The sequence below is a fragment of the Acinetobacter sp. YH16031 genome (assembly GCF_013417335.1).
Lineage (GTDB): Bacteria > Pseudomonadota > Gammaproteobacteria > Pseudomonadales > Moraxellaceae > Acinetobacter.
Genome location: NZ_VPED01000107.1, coordinates 1 through 2,398 on the forward strand (window position 1 = coordinate 1; position 2,398 = coordinate 2,398).

Sequence of the window (2,398 nt, forward strand, 5' to 3'; positions counted from 1 at the left end):
ATGGTTGCAAGATTTGCGTGAGCTGAATTAAGTCTGCTAGCAAGCTAATAGCTTGTAGAATCAATTTCAGTGAAATCATATTCATGCCTTACCTCCTCTCTGTCTGTGAGAAGGCAATGACAAATTCCGGTTGTGTTCAACGGTCTTTTCGACTTTAATATCAATTTATATACCTCATCGTTGTCTTCTCTGGCCTCGATAACGCCTCAATTTATCTCTCGAGTTGTGGAAGATGAGAGAAGTAAATTAAGGCTCCATACTCATTAAGTTATCTCTCGAATTGTGGAAGATGAGAGGGGTAACTTAATGATATTCTCAGTGCTGTCTGACAACAGAATCAACACCTTATTTTGGCAAGATACGGGAAAATATAGGGTAGATCAATATTGACTTTTTATGAAAAAATTTTCGTATTTAGACAAAAAGTTTAGGGAAAGAACTCCCCCAATTTCTGTGTACTCGTAACTACTTATACAATAAGAATTTTATTTTAAAATCAAAGAAATATAGTTTATTTATCGACAACTTTGTGGATAAGTTTATGTATCAGTCAGATCATGACTATCTCTAAAATAGTTCTTATCTACCCTATTAGTGTAACTTCATGACTTTAATCGAGTACCGCACGTATTACACGGCCAAACAAGCCACGGCGTTTAGGTTCAGGCTGTGATACCGGATTAGTTGTCCTGGGCTCCTCCATAGTCTGATCTGAGGCCACTTGCGCTATTGGCTGATCGGCTTCTGTACTTTCTTCTTTCTGTTCTGGTTTTGGCGCTCCCAAAAGCAGCTGTAGCGAGTAAGTTTGATCATCTTTTGCTTTCAACTGCTCACGCTGGAACTGTTCGCGCTCTTGAGCCAGATCAAGCTGCTTTTTAAGTATGTCTACCTGTTGTTGCAGTATGTCAACTTCTGCCGACTTTTGTGCCGCCTGGGACTGTAACGTGACGTTCTGTGTGCTTCGCTGTGATGGCTCACCAAAGACTCTTATAGCCTCGGCAAGATCAATCTTACCGTCACTGTTTTTGCTCAGATCGCCTTTATTTATACGCTTATAGATGCTTTGGCGGTTCATACCATACAGCTTTGCCAGCTCAATGACCGATAGTGCCTTCATATTGTTTTTTTCACTGTCTACTCAATGTTCAGGTTACATTAACGTGACATGTACCGCTAGAAAAGTTTTCCACCATCAATGATGGAAAACTTAATTTGGCTTACTTTCGACCTGACTTATCTTCATTTAATATTGTTGGCGAATATCCATTCCCTACATTACTTTCATTCACATTTCTTAAGGGTCTAGGCTGATAATCCGGCATAGGTTTTTTTACTGGCTCCTTTGGAGGAACTTGATCCTTCGGGGTCGTCACGTTATAGCTCCATATTTCAAAATAAAAATCATTACTAGATAAACCAATAATGTAACAACCGATAACTTCAAAAAAAAGAGACTCTTATTTAAAGGGTCTACCTTACATTGATTTATTTTTTTCTCTGCATTATCAATCGCATGCTTGTAATCATCTGCAAGAGCAATATACATCTCACTTTGAGACTTTGAAGAAACCCAGTCTCTAACTTCATCATCAACAGCTATTTTTCCTATAGAGGAGAAATTAGAAGCCGTGACCAAAAACCACCAAGAAAGGAATGTAAAAGACAATAAAAGTAAAAGAATTAAGATAAGTAAGATCTTTAAACCATTAGATAATTCTGTAAAAAGCTCATCTGAAAAAGAAGTAGTAGAAAAAGCTACAATACCAGCAAGCAAAATATTTACGATAGCAATTAAACGCCCGATTTTTTCATCAAGACGATTAGCCCTCAAAAGTTCATCCCGATATTCATCATGTGCAACTTTAAAGTAAAGTTTAGAACACTCTAAAAAGTCCTCATCGCGTTCCAAATCATTATTAGTAAGACCCACAAAAAATCCCCTCGAGATTAAAAACAGAAGGCTGTTATCTGATAAGGCTATTGTCCCACCCCTAACCAACGTCGGACAGTCTTACGGTCGACCTCCAGTTGTTTTGCTATCTGGGTATTGTTCATGCCGTTAGCTTTCAGCTGTATTGCCTGTTCACGCTTTACTGAATAAGCCAATCCTTTGGCTTTACCACCCTTTGCTCCGCGCACTGCTTGTACGGCGCTGAACTCTCCATAGCTAAAACGCTGCCACACCCACTTAGCAATGCTCTTTGCTGTCGCTTTTACTTCGCTATAAGGTAAGGGTTGTTCAAACCCGCTGTTAATCGCTTCTATTTGCGCTCTGACGGCCTTTTCCCACTCAAGGCTAGTGTTATGGTGCATATAGTCTCTAATGGCCTTATACGCCCAATGACGGCCCTTCTCGAACATTGTAACGTTACGTCCTAAGCCGACAACTTCGAGCTTC

General features: G+C 39.6%; 3 protein-coding genes. All 3 read right to left on the reverse strand.

The window, feature by feature from the left end:
- Nucleotides 1–610: 610 nt before the first annotated feature.
- Nucleotides 611–1,117, reverse strand: a complete 507-nt coding sequence (locus FTV31_RS16260) for a plasmid replication DNA-binding protein (RefSeq protein ID WP_163146727.1) — start codon at nt 1,115–1,117, stop codon at nt 611–613.
- 252 nt (nt 1,118–1,369) lie between these two features.
- Complete coding sequence (locus tag FTV31_RS16265; RefSeq protein WP_005174595.1) at nt 1,370–1,930, reverse strand: hypothetical protein; 561 nt, start codon at nt 1,928–1,930, stop codon at nt 1,370–1,372.
- 47 nt (nt 1,931–1,977) lie between these two features.
- Nucleotides 1,978–2,398: primase C-terminal domain-containing protein (locus tag FTV31_RS16270; protein ID WP_180015693.1), on the reverse strand; the 421-nt coding region annotated here is incomplete at its 5' end.

What these genes read in the sequence shown, in the direction of transcription:
- FTV31_RS16260 (WP_163146727.1), bottom strand. Translation starts at nt 1,117, where the DNA reads ATGAAGGCACTATCGGTCATTGAGCTGGCAAAGCTGTATGGTATGAAC.